The organism is Mycobacterium sp. SMC-19, assembly GCF_045310815.1.
Lineage (GTDB): Bacteria > Actinomycetota > Actinomycetes > Mycobacteriales > Mycobacteriaceae > Mycobacterium.
Genome location: NZ_JBJIAM010000005.1, coordinates 46,405 through 66,028, shown reverse-complemented (window position 1 = coordinate 66,028; position 19,624 = coordinate 46,405). Strand labels below are relative to the sequence as shown.

Annotated in this window: 19 protein-coding genes; 11 read left to right on the top strand and 8 right to left on the bottom strand. The window is 66.7% G+C overall.

Annotated features, from left to right (window positions below; genetic code table 11):
* The first annotated feature begins 6 nt into the window (after positions 1 to 6).
* The 4 genes from nuoL to ACJH5R_RS12480 are packed head-to-tail and all read left to right on the top strand — an operon-like array spanning position 7 to position 5,647.
* A complete protein-coding gene (nuoL, locus tag ACJH5R_RS12495) occupies positions 7 to 1,941 on the top strand; it encodes an NADH-quinone oxidoreductase subunit L (RefSeq protein WP_406782049.1) in 1,935 nt (644 codons plus the stop codon).
* Positions 1,938 to 3,515 carry an NADH-quinone oxidoreductase subunit M gene (locus ACJH5R_RS12490; RefSeq protein ID WP_406782048.1) on the top strand — a complete coding sequence of 526 codons (1,578 nt, stop codon included), beginning with the start codon at positions 1,938 to 1,940 and terminating at the stop codon, positions 3,513 to 3,515. The genes nuoL and ACJH5R_RS12490 overlap by 4 nt, the downstream gene beginning before the upstream one ends.
* A gap of 2 nt (positions 3,516 to 3,517) precedes the next feature.
* Positions 3,518 to 5,119 carry an NADH-quinone oxidoreductase subunit NuoN gene (nuoN, locus tag ACJH5R_RS12485; RefSeq protein WP_406782047.1) on the top strand — a complete coding sequence of 534 codons (1,602 nt, stop codon included), beginning with the start codon at positions 3,518 to 3,520 and terminating at the stop codon, positions 5,117 to 5,119.
* Positions 5,120 to 5,158: 39 nt separating this feature from the next.
* Positions 5,159 to 5,647 carry a flavin reductase family protein gene (locus ACJH5R_RS12480; protein ID WP_406782046.1) on the top strand — a complete coding sequence of 163 codons (489 nt, stop codon included), beginning with the start codon at positions 5,159 to 5,161 and terminating at the stop codon, positions 5,645 to 5,647.
* An 18-nt stretch (positions 5,648 to 5,665) separates the two neighbouring features.
* Here the strand turns inward: ACJH5R_RS12480 and ACJH5R_RS12475 are convergent, their stop codons facing one another.
* Genes ACJH5R_RS12475 through ACJH5R_RS12465 form a run of 3 tightly spaced genes read right to left on the bottom strand, consistent with a single transcriptional unit; the run spans position 5,666 to position 7,963 of the window.
* Positions 5,666 to 6,664, bottom strand: coding sequence for a Gfo/Idh/MocA family protein (locus ACJH5R_RS12475; RefSeq protein ID WP_406782045.1), 999 nt, complete (start codon positions 6,662 to 6,664; stop codon positions 5,666 to 5,668).
* Positions 6,661 to 7,356 carry a PIG-L deacetylase family protein gene (locus ACJH5R_RS12470; protein ID WP_406757563.1) on the bottom strand — a complete coding sequence of 232 codons (696 nt, stop codon included), beginning with the start codon at positions 7,354 to 7,356 and terminating at the stop codon, positions 6,661 to 6,663. The genes ACJH5R_RS12475 and ACJH5R_RS12470 overlap by 4 nt, the downstream gene beginning before the upstream one ends.
* Before the next feature lie 4 nt (positions 7,357 to 7,360).
* A complete protein-coding gene (locus ACJH5R_RS12465; RefSeq protein WP_406757564.1) occupies positions 7,361 to 7,963 on the bottom strand; it encodes a TetR/AcrR family transcriptional regulator in 603 nt (200 codons plus the stop codon).
* Between the two features lie 45 nt (positions 7,964 to 8,008).
* On the opposite strand from ACJH5R_RS12465, the gene ACJH5R_RS12460 reads away from it, so the two are divergent.
* Both ACJH5R_RS12460 and ACJH5R_RS12455 read left to right on the top strand, forming a co-directional pair.
* On the top strand, positions 8,009 to 9,148 hold the full coding sequence (locus ACJH5R_RS12460) for a phosphotransferase family protein (protein WP_406782044.1): 1,140 nt from the start codon (positions 8,009 to 8,011) through the stop codon (positions 9,146 to 9,148).
* Positions 9,148 to 10,263 carry a hypothetical protein gene (locus ACJH5R_RS12455; RefSeq protein WP_406757566.1) on the top strand — a complete coding sequence of 372 codons (1,116 nt, stop codon included), beginning with the start codon at positions 9,148 to 9,150 and terminating at the stop codon, positions 10,261 to 10,263. Before ACJH5R_RS12460 ends, ACJH5R_RS12455 begins: the two co-directional genes overlap by 1 nt.
* 10 nt (positions 10,264 to 10,273) lie before the next feature.
* Here ACJH5R_RS12455 and ACJH5R_RS12450 read toward each other — a convergent pair whose 3' ends face one another.
* Positions 10,274 to 11,272: a TIGR03617 family F420-dependent LLM class oxidoreductase gene (locus tag ACJH5R_RS12450; RefSeq protein ID WP_406757567.1), complete on the bottom strand. Its 999-nt coding sequence runs from the start codon at positions 11,270 to 11,272 to the stop codon at positions 10,274 to 10,276.
* A 17-nt stretch (positions 11,273 to 11,289) separates the two neighbouring features.
* Positions 11,290 to 12,276, bottom strand: coding sequence for an alpha/beta fold hydrolase (locus tag ACJH5R_RS12445; protein ID WP_406757568.1), 987 nt, complete (start codon positions 12,274 to 12,276; stop codon positions 11,290 to 11,292).
* A 99-nt stretch (positions 12,277 to 12,375) separates the two neighbouring features.
* Between ACJH5R_RS12445 and ACJH5R_RS12440 the strand changes: the two genes are divergently transcribed.
* Entirely contained in the window at positions 12,376 to 13,350 is a 975-nt protein-coding gene (locus ACJH5R_RS12440; protein ID WP_406757569.1) for an NADPH:quinone oxidoreductase family protein, read from the top strand.
* 42 nt (positions 13,351 to 13,392) lie between these two features.
* Positions 13,393 to 14,214, top strand: coding sequence for a nuclear transport factor 2 family protein (locus tag ACJH5R_RS12435; RefSeq protein ID WP_406782043.1), 822 nt, complete (start codon positions 13,393 to 13,395; stop codon positions 14,212 to 14,214).
* 9 nt (positions 14,215 to 14,223) lie between these two features.
* On the opposite strand, the gene ACJH5R_RS12430 is transcribed toward ACJH5R_RS12435, so the two are convergent.
* The 3 genes from ACJH5R_RS12430 to ACJH5R_RS12420 all read right to left on the bottom strand — a co-directional run bounded on the left by ACJH5R_RS12430 (position 14,224) and on the right by ACJH5R_RS12420 (position 16,007).
* On the bottom strand, positions 14,224 to 14,979 hold the full coding sequence (locus tag ACJH5R_RS12430) for a DUF1295 domain-containing protein (RefSeq protein ID WP_406757571.1): 756 nt from the start codon (positions 14,977 to 14,979) through the stop codon (positions 14,224 to 14,226).
* 74 nt (positions 14,980 to 15,053) lie between these two features.
* Positions 15,054 to 15,557, bottom strand: coding sequence for an STM3941 family protein (locus tag ACJH5R_RS12425; protein WP_406757572.1), 504 nt, complete (start codon positions 15,555 to 15,557; stop codon positions 15,054 to 15,056).
* Between the two features lie 72 nt (positions 15,558 to 15,629).
* Positions 15,630 to 16,007 carry a MerR family transcriptional regulator gene (locus ACJH5R_RS12420; RefSeq protein WP_406757573.1) on the bottom strand — a complete coding sequence of 126 codons (378 nt, stop codon included), beginning with the start codon at positions 16,005 to 16,007 and terminating at the stop codon, positions 15,630 to 15,632.
* Between the two features lie 79 nt (positions 16,008 to 16,086).
* Between ACJH5R_RS12420 and ACJH5R_RS12415 the strand changes: the two genes are divergently transcribed.
* The 3 genes from ACJH5R_RS12415 (at position 16,087) to ACJH5R_RS12405 (ending at position 19,546) form a co-directional block, all read left to right on the top strand.
* On the top strand, positions 16,087 to 17,022 hold the full coding sequence (locus tag ACJH5R_RS12415; RefSeq protein ID WP_406782042.1) for an alpha/beta hydrolase: 936 nt from the start codon (positions 16,087 to 16,089) through the stop codon (positions 17,020 to 17,022).
* A gap of 113 nt (positions 17,023 to 17,135) precedes the next feature.
* On the top strand, positions 17,136 to 18,962 hold the full coding sequence (locus ACJH5R_RS12410; RefSeq protein WP_406757575.1) for a flavin-containing monooxygenase: 1,827 nt from the start codon (positions 17,136 to 17,138) through the stop codon (positions 18,960 to 18,962).
* Positions 18,959 to 19,546 carry a TetR/AcrR family transcriptional regulator gene (locus ACJH5R_RS12405; protein ID WP_406757576.1) on the top strand — a complete coding sequence of 196 codons (588 nt, stop codon included), beginning with the start codon at positions 18,959 to 18,961 and terminating at the stop codon, positions 19,544 to 19,546. The genes ACJH5R_RS12410 and ACJH5R_RS12405 overlap by 4 nt, the downstream gene beginning before the upstream one ends.
* The last annotated feature ends 78 nt before the right edge of the window (positions 19,547 to 19,624 follow it).

The following is a 19,624-nucleotide window of genomic DNA, read 5'->3' as shown; positions in this document are numbered from 1 at the left end:
AGCTCTATGACGAATCTGAGTCAGCTGAGCTGGCTGCTGGTGGCCCTGCCGACGGCCGGTGCGCTGATCCTGTTGCTCGGCGGACGCCGAACCGACCGGTGGGGACACCTGCTGGCGTGCGCCACCGTGCTCGGCTCGTTCGGGATCGGGCTGGTACTGCTGGCCGACATGCTCGGCCGCGACGGCGAGGACCGGGCGATTCACACGCACCTGTTCAGCTGGGTGCCGGTGGGTGCCCTGCGCGTCGACTTCGGGGTGCTGATCGATCAGCTGTCGATCTGCTTCGTGTTGCTGATCAGTGGCGTCGGCGCGTTGATCCACATCTATTCGACCGGCTACATGAAGCACGACCCCGACCGCCGGCGCTTTTTCGCCTACCTGAACCTGTTCGTCGCGGCGATGCTGCTGCTGGTCGTCGCCGACAACTACCTGGGCCTCTACGTGGGCTGGGAAGGTGTCGGTCTGGCGTCCTACCTGCTGATCGGCTTCTGGTACGCCAAGCCGGTGGCGGCAGCCGCCGGCAAGAAGGCGTTTGTGTCCAATCGAGTCGGCGACATCGGGCTGTCACTGGCCATGTTCGTGATGTTCGCCGGATTCGGCACGCTGTCCTACGACGGACTGTTCGGCGCGGTCGGCGATGCCGGCCCCAGCGGGCTGACCACCGCCATCGGTCTGCTGCTGCTGGTGGGTGCCTGCGCCAAGTCCGCGCAGGTTCCGTTGCAGGCCTGGTTGTTCGACGCGATGGAGGGCCCTACCCCGGTGTCGGCGCTGATCCACGCCGCCACCATGGTGACCGCCGGGGTGTATCTGATCGTGCGCTCCGGACCGGTGTTCGACCTGTCCCCCGACGCCCGGTTGGCGGTGGTCGTGGTCGGTGCGGTCACGCTGCTGTTCGGCGCGATCATCGGCTGCGCCAACGACGACATCAAGCGCGCCCTGGCCGCCTCCACGGTGAGCCAGATCGGCTACATGGTGCTGGCCGCGGGCCTGGGTCCGGCCGGCTACGCGGTGGCGATCATGCACCTGCTCACCCACGGCTTCTTCAAGGCCGGCCTCTTCCTGGGCTCGGGTTCGGTGATGCACGGGATGAACGATGAACAGGACATGCGCCGCTACGGCGCCCTACGCAGCTTCATGCCGGTGACGTTCGTGACGTTCGGGCTGTGTTACCTGGCGATCATCGGGGTGCCGCCGTTCGCCGGCTACTGGTCCAAGGACGCCATCATCGAGGCCGCGCTGGCCTCCGGCGGCACGCGCGGTTGGGTGCTGGGCGCCGTCACCATCCTGGGCGCCGGCATCACCGCCTTCTACATGACCCGGGTGATGCTGATGACGTTCGGTGGCGAGCGCCGCTGGGCCGCCGACGATTCCGAGGTGAGCCCCGAGCGGGCGCTGCAGCACCCGCACGAGTCCCCGCGGGTGATGACCTGGCCGATGATCGTGCTGGCTCTGGGCGCCGTGTTCGCCGGCGCCGCACTGGCCATCGGCGGACGCCTGGAGCACTGGCTGGAGCCGGTGGTCACCCGAGTAGCGCCTGTTGCCGAGCACGCGCATGTCATCCCGGCCTGGCTCACCGGCGCGATCACCCTGGGAGTCGTCCTGCTCGGTGTTGCGGTGGCCTTCAACATGTACGGCCGCAAGCCGATACCGATCACCGCGCCCACCGACGTTTCGGCGCTGACGGTGGCGGCCCGCAAGTATCTCTACGGCGATGCCTTCAACGAGGAGGTGCTCATGCGTCCGGGTAACCGACTGGCACAAGGCCTGGTCGGCGTCGACGACCGGGTGGTGGACGGCTCGGTCAACATGACGGCGGGACTGGTGGCGATCGCGTCATACCTGGTGCGGCGTCTGCAGACCGGGTTCGTGCGCTCCTACGCGCTGACAATGCTGGCCGGCACGGTCCTGGTCATCGCACTCGTGATGGCGGTGCAGCTGTGAACGCGAACACCAGCGTGCCCTGGCTTAGCCTGCTGTGGCTGATACCGCTGGTCGGCGCCGGTTTGGTCATCGTGTTGCCGGCCCGCCAAGCTGGGCTGGCGAAGTGGACCGGCCTGGTGGTGAGCCTTGCGACGCTGGCGGTGGCGATCGTGGTCACCGTCGGGTTCGACACGACTCCGGTTGCCGCGCCCTACCAATTCGTCGAATCGCACGCCTGGATACCGGCATTCGGCGCGAGCTACACGCTCGGGGTGGACGGTATCGCGGTGATCCTGGCGTTGTTGACCGCCGGGCTGGTGCCGCTGCTGATGCTGGCCGGCTGGAACGACGGTGACGGTGCGCGCAGCCGCAGCCGAGGACCGCACGCGTTTGCGGCGCTGACACTGACCGTTGAGGCGATGGTGCTGATCTCACTGGTCTCGCTGGACGTGCTGCTGTTCTACGTGTTCTTCGAGGCGATGCTGATCCCGATGTACTTCATGATCGGCGGTTTCGGGAACGGCGCGAAGCGCTCTCAAGCGGCCCTGAAGTTCCTGCTGTACAACCTGTTCGGTGGCCTGATCATGCTGGCCGCGGTCATCGGCGTGTACGTGGTGAGCTCCGGCGACGGCGTCTCCGGCGGCACCTTCGACTTCCGCGAACTGGTCTCGATGTTCTCCCCGGCAACCACCACCGTGGATCCGGGTGTCCTCAAGCTGCTGTTCGCCGGCTTCATGTTCGCCTTCGCGGTCAAGGCCCCGCTGTGGCCGCTGCACCGGTGGCTGCCCGACGCGGCGGTGGAATCCACCCCGGCGACCGCGGTGCTGATGATGGCGGTGATGGACAAGGTGGGGACGTTCGGGATGCTGCGGTACTGCCTGCAGCTGTTCCCCGACGCCTCAACGTATTTCCGTCCGGCCATCATCGTGCTGGCGGTCATCGGGGTGGTCTACGGCGCGATGGTGGCGATCGGCCAGCGCGACATGATGCGGTTGATCGCCTACACCTCGATCTCGCACTTCGGGTTCATCATTCTGGGCATCTTCGTGATGACCAGCCAGGGGCAGAGCGGCTCGACGCTGTACATGCTCAACCACGGGTTGTCGACGGCGGCGCTGTTCCTGATCGCCGGATTCCTGGTCGCCCGGCGCGACGGCGCGCGGGCGATCTCGGATTACGGCGGCGTGCAGAAGGTGGCACCGGTGATGGCCGGCACCTTCATGGTCGCCGCCATGGCCACCCTGTCGCTGCCCGGGCTGGCTCCGTTCATCAGTGAGTTCCTAGTGTTGATCGGCACGTTCAACCGGTATTGGGTGGCGGCGGCGGTCGGCTCCACGGCGCTGGTGTTGTCGTCGATCTACATGCTCTGGCTGTATCAACGGGTGATGACCGGCCCGGTCACCCCAGGCAATGAACGCATCCGCGACCTGGTGCCACGGGAGTTGCTGGTCGTCACCCCGTTGATCGCGCTGCTGCTGTTCCTCGGCTTCTACCCCAAACCCGCGCTGGACATCATCAATCCGGGTGTCGAGCACACCCTGACCACGATCGGTCAGACCGATCCGGCACCGCTGACCGCTGAGGGGGCGCACTGACCATGGCGGGCATGCCAGTTCCATCCGTCGAATACAGCCTTCTGCTGCCGCTGCTGATCGTTTTCGGCACCGCGGTGACCGGCGTGCTCTTCGAGGCGTTCATTGGGCGCCGGGCGCGTTACGTGATGCAGGTCCTGCTCGCGGTCGGCGGCCTGGCCGCCGCGTTCGCCGCCATCGTCGAGGTGAGCCGCGACCTGCCGACCGGCGGTCGCATCGCGGTGCTGGGCGCGGTGGCCGTCGACGGGCCGGCGCTGGTGCTGCAGGGCACCATCGTGCTGGTCGGGATCATGGCCGTGCTGTTCATCTCCGAGCGCAACATCGGCGCGGGCGTTCCCGAAGGTCCGGGCGCGGCGGCGGCGCCCGCAAGCCCCGTACACCCAGGTCTAGACGCGTTCACTCCGCAGGCGTCGGCGGTCCCGGACAGCGTCGCCGAACTCGACGCGGCGCGCGCCGGGGTGACCCAGACCGAGGTGTTCCCGCTGACCGTGCTGGCGATCGGCGGCATGATGGTGTTCCCCGCAGCCAATGACCTGGTCACCATGTTCGTGGCCCTGGAAGTACTCTCCCTGCCGCTGTATCTGCTGTGCGGGCTGGCCCGCTACCGCCGTCTGCTCTCGCAGGAAGCGGCGCTGAAATACTTTCTGCTGGGCGCATTCTCCTCGGCGCTGTTCCTGTTCGGCGCTGCACTGCTCTACGGCGCCACCGGGACGCTGACGCTGACGGATATCGGTGAGCAGCTGTTCGCCCACAGCAACGACCCGCTGGCGCTGATCGGCGCCGGCCTGCTCCTGGTGGGCTTGTTCTTCAAAGTCGGCGCGGTGCCGTTCCATTCGTGGGTTCCCGACGTCTACGTCGGTGCGCCGACGCCGATCACCGGCTTCATGGCGGCAGCCACCAAGGTCGCCGCGTTCGGCGCGATGCTGCGGATCCTCTACGTCGCACTGCCCGCGCTACATGACCACTGGCGGCCGCTGCTGTGGCTGATCGCGGTACTGACCATGGTGGTCGCCACCATCGCCGCGATCACCCAGACTGAGATCAAGCGGATGCTGGCCTACTCCTCGATAGCCCACGCGGGCTTTGTGCTGACCGGTGTGCTGTCCGCCATTCCGGCGGGTATCTCCGCGACGCTGTTCTATCTGGTCGCCTACAGCTTCTCCACGGTGGGTGCCTTCGCGGTGGTGAACCTGATCCGCAGCGCCAGCGGCGAAGAGGAACTCGACATGTCCCGGTGGGCCGGGTTGGGACGGCGTTACCCCGTTGTGGGCCTGCTGTTTTCGATGTTCCTGCTGGCGTTCGCAGGCATTCCGCTGACCAGTGGGTTCATCAGCAAGTTCGCGGTGTTCAAGGCTGCCGCCGAGGGTGGCGCGGCACCACTGGTGGTGGTCGGCGTGATCGCCAGCGGCGTCGCCGCCTACTTCTACGTCCGGGTCATCGTGTTGATGTTCTTCACCGACTCCCCCGCCGACCCACCGCACCTGGTGCTGCCCAGCATATGGAGCAAGGCGGCAATCGCGCTGTGCGCCGCGATCACGGTGCTGTTGGGGGTACTGCCGCAGCCACTGCTCGACCTGGTGGACGCTGCAACGCAATTCGCGCAGTAATCCAGCCCGCCCGTCGCGCGACGGGTACATCATGGACAGATGCACGACGAGCCGATTCAGCAGCTGCTCACCATGCTGGACTACACCATGTTCGTGGTGACCACGGCGACCGATGAGCGCGCCTCGGGCTGTCTGGTTGGGTTCGCCACCCAGACCAGCATCGAGCCGCCACGGTTTCTGGTGGGTATGTCCAAGCGCAACCACACCTTCGAGGTGGCAGCCGAGGCCGAGCACTTGGCCGTTCACGTCCTGGCGCGCCGCGATATCGAGTTGGCCCGGCTGTTCGGCGGTCAGACCGGCGACGAGATCGACAAGTTCGCGCGTTGCTCCTGGCACAGCGGTCCGGCGGGAATGCCGATCCTCGACGATGCGCCGGCATGGTTCGTCGGCAAGACGCTGCGTCGGATCGACCTCGGCGACCACATGGGCTACCTGTTGGAACCCGTGGCCGGGTATGCCGCCCAAGGCGACCAGGACCTGCTGTTGCTCTCCGACATCGACGATCTCGAACCGGGCCACAGGGCGTGACCGAGACGGCCCAGCAGATCAGCCCGGTTCGCGCAGGGGTAGACCTGCGGCGGTGTAGATCGCGTCGATGACGGTCATGTTCTTGATCGCGTCGTCGGGGGTGGTGCGTACCGGCACGCCACGCAGCACGGCGTCGGCGAACGCATCGAGTTGGTAGGCGTAGGACGCCCGATGGGTGAAACGCTCGACGCGCTTGCCCTTGGGCGAGCTGACCCGCAACCGGTGGAAGTACTGCGGCATCAGCGGGTTGAGCGCCCGCAGCTCACCGTGTTCGCCGATCACCCGGGCGCTGATCTGCAACAGGTTCGATGACCACAGCGAGCAGCGGATGCTCCCGGTGTGCCCGGCGGGAAACCGAAGCTGCGCCGTCATGGCTCGGTCAACGAGTGGGTCACGCAGCTTCGCTTGCGCGGAAACGACTTCCGGGGTAGCTCCACCGAAGGTACGGGCCATATGCACGGCATAGCAGCCGGCGTCCATCAATGCCCCGCCGGCCAGCGCATAGTGATAGCGGATATCGGAGAAGCGGGGCAGCGGAAAGCTCAGTGCGGTGTGGACCTGCCGCAGCTCCCCCAGTTCGCCAGAGGCGATGATCTCTTCGATGCGCTCTGTCATCGGGTGGTAGCGGTAGTGGAATGCCTCCATCGCCACCCGATCGGAGCCCGCGGCGACCGCGGCGATCTCGCGGGCTTCCTCGGCGTTGGCGGTGAACGGCTTCTCGCACAGCACGTGCTTGCCGGCGTCCAGTGCGGCGCGGGTCCACTTGCCGTGCAGGTGGTTCGGCAGCGGGTTGTAGATGGCATCGACCTCGGGGTCGGCGATCAGTGCGTTGTAGCTGTCGTGCACCCGGCCGATGCCGTGTTTGGCGGCGAAGGAACGGGCGCGGCCGATGTCGCGCGCAGCCACTGCGCTCACCACGACTTCTGGGTTGGCGGCGGCAGGTTTGAGCAGTGCATCCGGGGTGATCCGTGCCGCCCCGAGCACGCCGATCCGCAGCGCCGTCGTGGTGTCGGTCATGAGATGGTGCTGCGCTGCAGGCGGAACCCGGCCACCCGGCGACCGGGTTGGGCCGAGGTCGTCATATCGACCACCCGGCGCGCCTGCTCGCGCACCGGTGTGGCCGGATCGAGCACCGACAGGTACACGTCGTGGGCGGCCAAGGACTCCGTCGCGACATCGAGGTAGGCCTCCACATCCTCGACATGGGTGGGCCCCGGGCCGCCTTGGAACAGCCAGCGCGGCTTGTCTGCCAGGGTGTCCCACGCATCGGTGACCGCGGCGGCGAATTCGATGTGGTCGCGCTGGTTGGGCATACCCGGCCCGAACTCCGCGCCGCCGTAGATCGCCACCACCACGTCGGGTCTCAACTCGCCGATCACCGCTGCGATCTTGGCGCGCAACTCTGGCGTGTTGCGGATGTTGCTGTCCGGGAAGCCCCAGAAGTCAACGTGAGAAACCCCGACGATGGCCGCCGCCCGCCGTTGCTCATCCTCGCGCAGCGGTCCCGCCTGCCCCGGCTCCATGCCGGCGATGCCCGCTTCCCCACTGCTGGCCAGGGCGTAGCGGACGGTCTTGCCGGCGGCGGTCCATTTCGCCACCGCGGCGGCGACACCGTATTCGGGATCGTCCGGGTGCGGCACCAACACCAGCAGCGACGCCCAGTCTTGCGGGAAGGGCAGCGGCTCGGTGGGCCCCACAGGTTGGGACATGGGTCTATGCCATCACACCGTGGGCGATGATGTCAGCGATCCGCTGCACCCAGTCATCGCCGAGGTCGTCGTCGGGGCGCAGCATCATGGCCAGCAGCGCCGCGCCGCCGATGATTTCGACCAGCCGGTCGGGGTCCACGCTTGGTCGCGCGTCACCGCGGCTCACCGAATCGGCCACCCAGTGGCGCATTACCTCGAAGAGTCCCTGGAAGCGTTCCAGGATGCGCGCGGTCAACTCGGCGTTGGTCGCCATGTCGGCGATCAGGCCGGGCAGCGCCGCCCGCACCACCGGGTTGGTGAACGCGTCGCGCGCACCGGCCATCATGGCTCGCAGGTCGCCGGCCGCATCGCCGGGCGCCGCGGACACCGCACTCGGCGGCACCGAGAACACGGCCTCGTGCACCAGCTCGGCCTTGCTGGGCCACCGGCGGTACAGCGCTGTCTTGGTCGTCCCGGCACGCTCCGCGACGGCCGCCAGGCTCAGATTCGTATATCCGACTTCGACAACCAGTTCCACGGCAGCCTGCAATATGGCAGCGTCGATGCGGGGGTCACGAGGTCGTCCGGCGCCGGACCCCTTGTCAACCGCTGAAGGTTCTGCTTTCATAACGCTACCTGTCGTATCGTAATTACCCTAACGGAGGATACAACCGTGGTCGAGCAACCGACTGTGGAAAAGGACGTCGGCCGGATCCAACGTTCTAGCCGCGATGTCACCACACTGCCCACGGTAATGTCTCGCTGGCTTGCCACCCAGTTGCCGGGCGCGGCCACGCCGGAGATCACCGTGGAAAGCGGCGTCGACACGAACGGCATGTCGTCGGAAACAATCATGCTCACCGCCCGCTGGACGGAAGACGGTGCCCCGGTCGAACAGCGCTGGGTGATGCGGGTGGGGCCCGCCGCCGAAGACGTCCCGGTGTTTCCGACATACCGGCTGGATCATCAGTTCGAGGTGATGCGGCGGGTGGGTGAGCTCACCGACGTCCCGGTGCCGAAGGTGCGCTGGCTCGAACCGACCGGAGACGTGCTGGACCGGCCGTTCTTCCTGATGGACCGGGTCGACGGCGAGGTGCCACCCGACGTCATGCCCTATACCTTCGGCGGCAACTGGTTCGCCGATGCGACAGCCGAGCAGCAGCGGACCCTGCAGGAGTCCACCGTCGAAGTGCTCGCCAAGCTGCACGCCATCGGTGATGCGGAGCAGACCTTCGCCTTCCTCGACGAGGGGTCGCACGGGGACACCGCGCTGCGCCGGCACTTCGAGGGGGTACGGCAGTGGTACGAGTTCGCGGTGCCCGACATGGGGCGCTCGCCACTGCTGGACCGCGCCCTGGCCTGGCTGGAGGACAACTGGCCCACTGACGTGGCCGGTGGCGAAACGGTGTTGTGCTGGGGCGACTCCCGGATCGGCAACGTGCTCTACCGCGACTTCCAGCCGGTTGCCGTGTTGGACTGGGAGATGGTGGCGCTGGGGCCCCGCGAACTGGACGTGTCGTGGGTCATCTTCGCGCACATGGTGTTCGAGGAACTCTCCGGGCTGGCGGGGCTGCCCGGGCTTCCGCAGGTGCTCCGCGAGGACGACGTGCGGGCCACCTATCAGAAGCTCACCGGCGTCGAACTCGGTGACCTGCACTGGTTCTACGTCTACGCCGGCGTGATGTGGGCAATCGTTTTCATGCGCACCGGGGCCCGTCGGGTGCATTTCGGGGAGATGGAAAAACCGGAGGACCCCGAATCCTTGTTCTACCACGCCGGATTGCTGAAGAAGTTGATCGGAGAACAGAACTGATGCTGGGGCCACTCGACGAATTCCCGGTTCACCAACTGCCACAACCGATCGCCTGGCCGGGATCCTCGGATCGCAATTTTTACGACCGGTGCTATCTGAATGCCCACGACCGCACCGGGGACATCTTCTTGATCACCGGGTGCGGCTACTACCCCAACCTCGGTGTCAAGGACGCCTACGTGCTGGTCCGCCGCGGCGACACCCAGACCGCAGTGCACCTGTCCGACGCCATCGACCAAGACCGGCTCAACCAGCGCATCGGCGCCTACCGCATCGAGGTCACCGATCCACTGCGCTCCCTGCGGGTGGTCATGGACGAGACCGAGGGCATCGCACTCGATCTGCGCTGGGAGGGCCTGTTCGACCCGGTGCAGGAGCAGCGGCACATCCTGCGGACCGGCAACAGGGTGACCCTGGATGCGCAGCGCTTCGCTCAATTGGGCTCGTGGAGTGGGCAGATCGTGGTCGATGGCGAGGAGATCGCCGTCGACCCCGCGGTCTGGATCGGCTCACGCGACCGCTCCTGGGGCATCCGACCGGTCGGAGAACGCGAACCGGCCGGCCGTCCCGCCGATCCGCCGTTCGACGGCATGTGGTGGCTGTATCTGCCGATGGCCTTCGAGGACTTCGCGGTGGTGATGATCATCCAGGAGGAGCCGAACGGCTTCCGCTCGCTCAACGACTGCAGCCGAGTCTGGCGCGACGGCCGCGTCGAACAACTGGGTTGGCCGCGGATCTCCACTCGCTACCGCGCCGGCACTCGCATCGCCACCGGAGCCACCATCGAGGCCACCCGCCCGGACGGGACTCCGGTCGTGTTCGAGGTGGAATCCAAACTGCCGGTGCCCATTCACGTCGGCGGCGGCTACGGCGGCGACATCGATTGGCTGCACGGCGAGTGGAAGGGCGAGAAGTTCACCGAGCGCCTGACCTATGACATGACCGACCCGGGCATCCTCGGGCGCACCAGCTTCGGGATGATCGACCACGTGGGGCGCGCGGTGTGCCGCGAGGGCGACGCCGCCCCGGTCGAGGGTTGGGGACTCTACGAGCACGGTGTGCTGGGACGGCATGACCCGACGGGATTCCCCGACTGGGTCACCATGGCTCCCTAGCGCCTAGCCCTTAAGACAATTCGCTGACGATCGCCCCGATAACCGCCGGGGCGATCGGAGCCGCCTGGTAGATGCAGACGGTGTCGGCGATTCCGTCAACCCTGTCACGGATGTGCGCGGCCACCTGCGCCGGCGTACCGCACGCGGCGATGGTGTGCAGGATCTCGTCGGTGATCCGTGCACCCATCTGCGCCCATTGCCCCTGCTTGGACAGTGCGTTGAGTTCGGGCTGCAAATCCTGCCAGCCGTGTGCGGCCAGCACCGGGGCGTACGCCGGAGTCGACGCGTAGAAGCCGAGCAACATCCGGGTGGCGGCTTCGGCAGCCTCCCGCTCGGCATCGGTGGCACCGGTGGCCACGATGACTTCGGGCACCACCGCGAAATCCTCGGCACGCCTTCCCGCTTGGGTAAGCCCCGCATGCACCGCGGACATGGTGCTCTCATGCAGGAATCGCTTGGTGGAGAACGGCATCACCAGCAGTCCATCGGCGTGCGCGGCAGCAGCACGAGTCAGCCGCGGCCCCAGCGCGCCGACATAGATCGGTGGTGGCCCGTACGGGTTCGGCCCGGGGCTGAACGTCGGCGTCATCAGCGTGTGCCGGTAGTAGTCGCCGCGAAAATCCAAGCGGGCGCCGGTGTTCCAGGAATCGAAGATCGCCCGCAGCGCCGCAACGAGTTCGACCATGCGGTCCACCGGCCGGTCGAAGGCGGCGCCGAAACGCTTCTCGATCTGCGCACGCACCTGCGTGCCCAGCCCCAGGACGAATCGCCCGCCACTGAGCAGCTGGTGATCATTGGCCTGGTGCGCCAAATGGATCGGGTTGCGTGGGAACGCAATCGCAACATTGGTCATCAGGTCCAGGCCACCCACTCCGGCGGCCAGGGTCAGCGGCGCGAACACGTCGTGCGGGCCTTCGAAGGTGAAGACCCCGCTGACGCCCGCGTCACGCAGCTCGCGCGCCTGATCGACCACACCGGTCAGCCCGCTGAGGGCAGTGAGAACTTTCAACGCGATTCGCCGGGCCCTTATGAACTGATCTCGGAGCCGACCGCCAAGCCGCCCGCGGAACCAGTGGCCAGATCCACCAGGTCACGCAGCTCCCGATTCACCGCAGCGGGATGTTCGAGGATCGAGCAGTGTCCCCCGCTGACCTCGACGAACCGGGCGAGATTGGGTGCGGCGTCGGCGATCCGCTGTGAGGCCGCGAGCGGCAACAGCCGGTCCCGGGTGCTGCCGATGACCAGGGTGGGCACGGTCAGGCCGTCGAGGTTGATGAAGGACGCCGGACCGAGCGCGTCGATGAGCGCCCGCACCCAGTGGCCGCGGCTTGCGGCCGGTGTTTTGGCGAACAGGTCGCAGATCAACGAGGTGACCCAGGGGTCGGCCTCACCGCCTACCGCAAGCATGTGCACGAATCGCCGAACCGCCAGGTTCGCCGGGCCGACGATCGGCACGTTGCCGAACGCCAGCAACCCGCGACGAGCAGCCTCCACCCGGGCACGCTGCAGGGGCGGTGGCACCTGGAACAGTTCGACCTCGGCCAGCAGGTTGCCGATGGTGGTGTTGATCAGCGCTACCGCATCGGCACGTTCGTGCACGCGGTGCCGGTAGCGGTCCGACCACGCACTGATCGCCATGCCGCCCATCGAATGTCCGGCGATGACGGCACGTTCTCCCGGCGCCAGGGTGGCCTCCAGCACCGCGTCCAGGTCGGATGCCAGGTGCGTCAGGCTGTATCCACCGCGCTTGGGCACCCCGCTGCGTCCGTGGCCGCGGTGGTCGTAGGCGATCACCCGGTGATCGGCGCTCAGGTCGGCAATCTGATGTCCCCACACCCGGATGGCGCAGGTGATTCCGTGCGCCAGCACGATCGGGTAACCGTCGGCCGGCCCGAAGACCTGGGTGTGCAGCTTTGTTCCGTCAGCCGCCCGGACCGCCATGGTGCGGGCTGGCGGCAGCTCCGCCGGGAATGTGCCGACAATTCGCCGCCGACTGGACCGTTGAGCACTCATCGCCACCTCATCGGAAATGCGGCAACGCTGCCGCATCGCGAGCATACGCCTGCGTGGACTAGGTTTTCACCGAAAGGACTACTGACGAAGGGTTCGCCCATGCGCGCGGTACAGATTTCACAACTCGACGGACCGGCGGCTGCCCAGGTGGTCGACCTCGATGAGCCGGCCGGTGAGGGCCTGGTAGTCATCGACATCCACGCCGCCGGAGTGGCGTTTCCCGATGTGCTGCAGTCCCGCGGGCTCTATCAACACAAGCCGGAGCTGCCGTTCGTGCCGGGCGGCGAGGCGGCCGGTGTGGTGCGCAGCGCCCCGGCCGGCGCGCACGTACGCCCCGGTGACCGGGTGGCGGTATTGACCATGCTCAACGGCGGAATGGCGCAGGTGATCGCGGTGCCCGCCGCCCAGGTGTTCAAACTGCCGGACACGGTGTCGTTCGAGGCCGGTGCCGGTCTGCTGTTCAACGACCTGACGGTGCTGTTCGCGCTGACCACGCGCGGCCAGCTGACCGAAGGCGCCACTGTTCTGGTGCACGGCGCCGCCGGCGGGATCGGCACCTCCACGCTCCGACTGGCCGGGCCACTGGGGGCATCTCGGGTGATCGCCGTGGTCTCCACCGAAGCCAAGGCCGAGACGGCTCGAGCCGCCGGCGCCACCGACACGGTGCTCGCCGACGGGTTCCGCGAGGCGGTTGCCGAGCTGACCGGTGGACGCGGCGTGGACCTGGTGCTCGACCCGGTCGGCGGTGACCGGTTCACCGACTCGCTGCGCTCGCTGGCCCCCGGCGGAAAGCTGCTGGTGGTGGGCTTCACCGGCGGCGACATTCCGACGGTTAAGGTGAACCGGCTGCTGCTCAACAACATCGACGTGGTGGGCGTCGGTTGGGGTGCGTGGGTGATGTCGCATCCCGGCGAACTGGAGCACCAATGGGAGGTGTTGGAGCCGCTGCTGGCCTCCGGAGAAGTGGCCGCGCCGCAGCCGGATGTTTTTGGCCTCGACCGGGCCGCAGATGCGCTGTCCGCACTGGAGAATCGCACCGCGGCGGGCAAGGTCGTGCTGCGGATGCGCGACTGAGGGGCCCTGAGGTCTTAGCGGTCTTCGACGAGAGGAATTCCGATGCCGGACCAGCGTTCTTCGCACAGTGCCAGTGCACTGCTCGACGCCGTCGAGCAATCTCCGAAAGCTGTGGCAGTACACGATAAGTCGGCCTGGGTCGGAATCTTCGCCGCCGACGGGCAGGTGAACGACCCGGTCGGTTCGACCCCCCATGTCGGCACGGCCGCCATCGGGCGCTTCTTCGACACCTTCATCGCACCGAACACCATCGCCTTTGATGTGCAGCACGACGTGGTCGCCGGCATGTCGGTGCTGCGAGACCTCACGGTGCACACCACGATGTCGACCGGTGTCACCATGCATATCCCGATGCACCTGCGCTATGACCTGGTCTCGCAGGGACCGGACGGCTCGTTGAAGATCCAACGGCTGTTCGCGCACTGGGAGCTGCAGAAGATGGTCGGGCAGCTGCTGACCTCAGGAGGCCGCGGTCTCCTGGCCTCGGTGATCCTGGGACCTCAGCTGATTCGCCATCAAGGGCTTTCGGGCTGCGCTGGCTTCCTGCGCGGCCTTTCCGGGGTACGAAAGCGCGGAAAGCGTCAGGTCGAGAACCTCGTCGCGGCGCTGGGGCAGGGTGATGCCGCCGCGGTTTCGGCGCTTCTGACTCCCAATCCCACCTTGAGCCTGGACGGCGTCTCTGAGACGTCAGTTGCCGAATTTGTCTCAACAGTGCGGCATCTCTCGGTTGAGAAGCTCCTGGCCGCCGGGCATACCGTTACTGCGACCGTGCACCTGGACGGCAAGCGCGGGGTGGGATTGTTCGAGTTCTCCACTGACGCCGCCGACCGGGGCGCCATTTCCGCTGTCCGCCTCTATATCTGAGGCGGACAGCTACAGCACGCCGGGAATGATCGCCTTGCGATTGGGCGGGTAGTCGGGAAACTTCTGCTGATACCACTTGTGGGTGGCCATCGCCCTGGGCCCCAAGTTGGCGATGGAGAAAAACACGAAGATCAGGCCCGGCAGCGTCCAGGCCATGATCGCCCAGCCCGTCCACAAGATCAGCTCACCGAAATAGTTGCCCGACGACACCCAGCGATACACCCCGCCGTAGGGGATGCTGTACCCGCTGCTGCCATCGGCCCGCAGGCCGATCAGGATGCGGTCGGCCTGGAAATTGATCCCCCATCCGATCACAGCCACGGCGAGACCCAGGATGAAGCGGGGGTCGACAAACCAATGCTCCTGTTGCAAGTGCGGGGCCAGCGCCACGGCATAACCGTTGGCGAAACCGTTGACGGCGTTGAAGATGAAGCCGAATGCGATACCTGAGATCGGGAAGCGTTTGTCATCGCCCTTGCGGCTCAACGGATAGATCAACCCGCGGTAGAGATAGTGGCACTGCCACAGTGCATACAACACGATCGCCGGCGCCCCATGCGAGTGCGCCACCAGCCAGAACGTCACGGTAAAAGCCCACCACTGCGGGCATTCGAACATCAGCCAGCTGATCTTTCCTGGCAGCGTGAAGCGGTCATCCGGACTGGCGAAGCGGCCATAGGGGTTGGTGAACCAAAAGCTGCTGGCGAAGGTGACGATCGTCAGGACGATCAGGAAGACGATAGCGGCGTGGTACAGACCGGCCATGACGGAACCTTTCATCCAGGATGCTAGGCAGTAGTAGCACATACGGCCGGCGCGGTCGTGCTGCGGATGCGCAACTAGCCCCCGGAATCGTCCCGCCTGCCCGGCGCGAAGTAGTCGAACGCGGCACGCATGTCGCTGAGTTTGCCGTCGGTGCCCTGCAACGACAGCACTACGTGACCAAAGGATTTGGCCCCCAGCCTCTTGCGGCCGGCGAACTCGGACGCGTCGTTGAGGAACAGGTACGCCAGCTGCACCCGGCCGGAGTCCACGGTGGCGATGCGCTCGATGGCGCTCCACGGAATCACCCGGTTGCCGCTGCGCCGCCCGTAGACCCCTTCGGCGTCGACGCGGACCTCGGCCCCGGAAGAGAACAACCGCGCTACGAGAACCGCCAGACCGAACCCGAAAAAGCCGATCGCGATCCACCCGAAGACGTGCAGGGCCTGCGGCGACCAGCCACGGATGGGCCCCACCGGCCCGAATCCCCCGGCCAGCCACACCCCGCTCAGGACGAACGCCCCCGCGATAGCGAGCAGCGAGGCGATCTTGCGTCGGTCCGGATGCGCTTCGAACGGCATGTGACCTCCCCTGTCGACGGAGCCGACTCTAGTGCGCACCGGCGGGAGGCACCCCGCGAAGACGACGAGTTGCTAGGTGTCGCTGATGCGCGCCTTGAACTCCGGGCACTCCACCAAAGGCGTATGGGTGCAGGTCACGGCGTGCGTGAGGCTGTCCCGCATCCGGGTGAGGCGGGCGATCTCGTCATCGACTTGGCGGGCTTTCTCGGCCATTCGCGCACGTAACTCGGTGTCGCTGGGTGTGGCCCGCAAGAACCGCTCGATCTGAGCCAGCGTGAATCCGGCCGCTTTGGCACAGCCGATGAGGGCGAGCCGGTCGAGCACCGCCGGTTCGTAGGTGCGGCGAAGGCCGTTGCGTGCACCCGAATTGATCAGCCCGCGCCGCTCGTAGAACCGCAGCGCCGAGGACGCCAGGCCCGATCGACTCGCCACCTCCGCAATGTCCAGCATCGCCATCCCCTTGACTTGAAGCGTGGTTCAAGTCAGAGACTAGCGACGAACCGCCCCCGAGGAAAGGACACCGAGCGCCGTGCCACTACATCCGCAGGTCCAAGCCCATCTGGAACGCCTGGCCGGCAGCAACTTTGCCGACCTGCACACCTTCACCCCCGAGCAGGTCCGCCAGGCCATGCGGCTGATGACCCAAGCCGCCGGCAGCGGCGAAGCCGTCGCAGGCGTTCGCGACCGAATCATTTCCACGCCGGCCGGCGAGCTACCGGTTCGGATCTACCATCCACAGCCGGACGAACCGCGCCCCGTGATCGTCTTCTTCCATGGCGGTGGCTTCGTGCTCGGCGATCTGGACACCCACGACGGATTGGCCCGGGCGCTGGCCAATCGCTCCGGTCGTGTCGTCGTCTCGGTGGACTATCCCCTGGCCCCGGAGCACAAGTACCCGGCAGCGATCAATGCCGGTTTCGCCGCGACGCAGTGGGTAGCTGTCAATGCCGCCGAATTCGGAGGCGACGGCACAAACATTGCCGTCGCCGGTGACAGCGCCGGCGGCAACCTCGCCGCGGTGGTCGCGCTGATGGCACGCGATGCCGGCGGTCCGGCCATCGCACACCAGGTATTGATCTACCCGGACTTGGACTTTCGGCGATCGAACGTGTCCATCCAAGAGTTCGCGGGAAAGTACGGGAACATCAGCCGGGCGACCCAGCAATGGTTCATGAACCACTACCTCAACGGCGGCCACGAGAAACTCGATGCTCACGTCTCACCGCTTTTGGCCCCCGCTCTTGACCAGCTTCCACCGGCGCTCATCGTCACCGCTGAATACGACGCCCTGCGCGACGAGGGCGAACAGTACGGCGCCCGACTCCAGCAAGCGGGAGTTCCCACCACCGTCAATCGCTATGCCGGCATGATCCACGAGTTCATCCGCTGGCCCTTCGACGACGCCGCCCGGGCGCTCGACGACATCGCCGCCGGACTCCGAACCGCGCCCGTGGCTCCGCGCTGAGGCCCGTCGAACGGGGGCCGAGACAATATACGTTGCGTCTGGCCAGCTATCGCCTAGTCTGTTCACTGGACACTATGTCCAGTGAGACGTGATGACGCGAGGAGCACGAGGCGATGCCACCCACGGCCAGCTCCCTGGGACCGCAGCCGGCGAAGTACGACCCGCAGTGGGTGCGTGCGAAGTACGCGCTCGAACGCGACAAACGGATGCGCCCCGACGCCGTGGGCCAGTTCATCGAGGTCACCGCCGATTTCTCGCACTACGCCGACGATCCGTGGACGCAGCGCATCGATCGCCTTCCGGTGCACGACCACGTCCAGGTGGCGATCATCGGCGCGGGTCTGGGCAGCCTGATCGCCGCCGCGCGGCTGCAGGAAGCCGGGATCGGCGACATCCGGATGATCGACACCGCCGGCGACTTCGGCGGCACCTGGTACTGGAACCGCTACCCCGGGGTGCAGTGCGATGTCGAGTCCTACATCTATCTGCCGCTGCTCGAAGAGCTGAACTACGTGCCCACCGAGCGCTACGCACACGGCCCGGAGATCCGCGAGCACCTGCAGAACATCGCCAAGCACTACCGCCTGTACGACAACGCCTTGCTGGGCACCACGGTCACCGGCCTGCGCTGGGACGACGTGGCCAATCGGTGGCACATCACCACCGATCGCGGCGACGCATTCACCGCCACGCTGGTCGCCGTCTCCCCCGGATCGCTCACCCGACCGAAACTGCCGGGTATCGCGGGCATCAACGAGTTCCGCGGGCACACCTTCCACACCAGCCGCTGGGACTTCGGCTACACCGGCGGCGACGAATCCGGTGGGCTGACCAAGTTGTCCGACAAGCGCGTCGGCGTCATCGGCACCGGTTCGACGGGGCTGCAGTGCATCCCGCACCTCGGGGAATGGGCACGCCAGCTCTACGTCTTCCAGCGCACCCCGAGCACCGTCGCGGTGCGGGGCAACCGGCCCACCGACCCGGCGTGGGCGGCGAGCCTGCAGCCGGGTTGGCAACGCGAACGCATGGAGAACTTCACCCGGGTCACCTGCGGGGTGGAGATGGACCTCGACCTCACCAATGACGGCTGGACGCAGAAGGCCCTGGAACTGAGCGAGCCCGCGGTGCTGCGCGAGACTCAACGCCTCGGTCGCCAGATGACTCCCGCGGAGATCGCCGACTTCCTGTTCCACGCCGATTATGTGGCGATGCAACGGTTGCGCGCGCGGATCGATGACACCGTGCGCGACCGCGAGACCGCCGAATCGCTCAAGCCGTGGTATCGGCTGAACTGCAAGCGCCCCGGCTACCACGACCAGTACCTCGATACGTTCAACCGGGACAACGTCGAGTTGGTGGACACCGACGGGCGCGGGGTGGATCGGTTCACCGAGACCGCCGTCGTGGTCGACGGGGTCGAATACGAACTCGATGCGCTGGTCTTCGCGACCGGTTTCGAGGTGGGCACCGAATTCACCCGTCGGCTCGGCTTCGAGATCGTCGGCCGCGACGAAGTGCGCCTGAGCGACAAGTGGGCCAAAGGCATGCGGACGTTGCATGGCCTGCAGACCCACGGTTTCCCCAACTGCTTCTTCCTGGGCTACACCCAATCCGGGGTCTCCCCCAACTACACCCACACCGCCGAGGAGCGGGCCCGCCATTTCGCCTACCTGGTCGGCACGTTCGTGCAGCGGGGCGCGGACACCATCGAGGCCACCAAGACCGCTGAGGACCAGTGGCTGGCCGCGATGGACGAAGCGTCGGAGAAGCCCAAGGCCTTCTACGCCGAGTGCACGCCGAGTTACCTGAGTTCCGAGGGCGATCGGGAGAATCCGCACGGCATGCTGTCGACCAATTTCGGGGGCAAGCCGGTCGATTTCTTCGAGATGCTGAGCGCGTGGCGCTCTACCGGTCGGTTGGAGGGGGTGATCCTGAAATGACCTCCACCGCCCCGCGACTCACGATGCGCGACCGGCACCGCGCCATGACCCGCGACCACATCATGGCCGCCGCGCTGGAGGCGTTCGCCGAACGCGGCTATGTCGCGGTGACCATCGACGACATCGTGCGCCGGGCCGGGATCGGGCGGGCGACGTTCTATCTGCACTTCGACTCCAAGGCAGCGGTGCTGCGCGAACTGCGCAATACCCGGATGACCGTCTGGTCCCAACAGGACGCCCCGCGCGGCGGCAGAGCGGGACGGCCGTCGATCAAGGCCTTCTTCGAGAAGGTGGTCGACTTCTACACCTCCGCGCCCCAGCTCTACATGGCACTGCATCAGGCGCGGGCGGCCGATCCGGAGTTCGCCGCGGCGCACCGAGCGACCATGGAGGCCAACGTCACCGAGTGGATCGAGGCCGACGCCATGCCCGGTGCCACCGAGGACCAACTGCGGCTGGCCATCGCGATGATGTACACCATGGTCGACTCGTTCATGCACCTGTGGCTGGTCGACGGCTGGCCGCTGGAGCGCGAGGCCGCCATCGATGCGATGACCGACGCGTTGCACGCCACCATGCGCTGAAAACGCCGGCTCGAGCGGCCGCGCCATTTATCGTGGCACAACGCACGAGCGATCGCGGTGCGAGCGGTTTTTCAGACG